Consider the following 668-nt stretch of genomic DNA (forward strand, 5'->3'; position numbering starts at 1 on the left):
CATTAGCCCGTGAATTAGAATGTCCAGTTATCGCATTAAGTCAGTTATCTCGTGGTGTTGAACAACGACAAGATAAACGTCCAATGATGAGTGATATTCGTGAATCTGGTTCGATTGAGCAAGATGCTGATATCGTTGCGTTCTTATACCGTGATGATTACTATAACCGTGGCGGCGATGAAGATGATGACGATGATGGTGGTTTTGAGCCACAAACGAATGATGAAAACGGTGAAATAGAAATCATCATTGCTAAGCAACGTAACGGTCCAACAGGCACAGTTAAGTTACACTTTATGAAACAATATAATAAATTTACAGATATCGATTATGCACATGCTGATATGATGTAAAAAAAGTTTTTCCGTACAATAATCATTGCGATGATAAAATTGTACGGTTTTTATTTTGTTCTGAACGGGTTGATATATGTTAAGTTTGTGTATTGAAAGTGATGGATTAGTACTGTCAACGCCTCTGTTAAAGGGTTTTTAGGACGTTGAAGACGATTTGTTAAAATGATTTTTCTTTTAAAAAGGCTGAAAATCAATGTTCGATTTTTATTTGCATTATGGTCTCGATATTGGTAGAATATCAAATGGTTAAATGAGAAAAACTTGGAGGTGCTCACATGTCATCAATCGTAGTAGTTGGGACACAATGGGGAG

1 protein-coding gene is annotated in these 668 nt (G+C 35.9%); it reads left to right on the plus strand.

Annotated features, from left to right (window positions below):
- On the plus strand, positions 1-353 hold a 353-nt coding region (locus IDG60_RS19175; RefSeq protein ID WP_206161071.1), incomplete at its 5' end, for a DnaB-like helicase C-terminal domain-containing protein.
- Between the last annotated feature and the right edge of the window lie 315 nt (positions 354-668).

Source organism: Staphylococcus sp. EG-SA-2, from assembly GCF_017152085.1.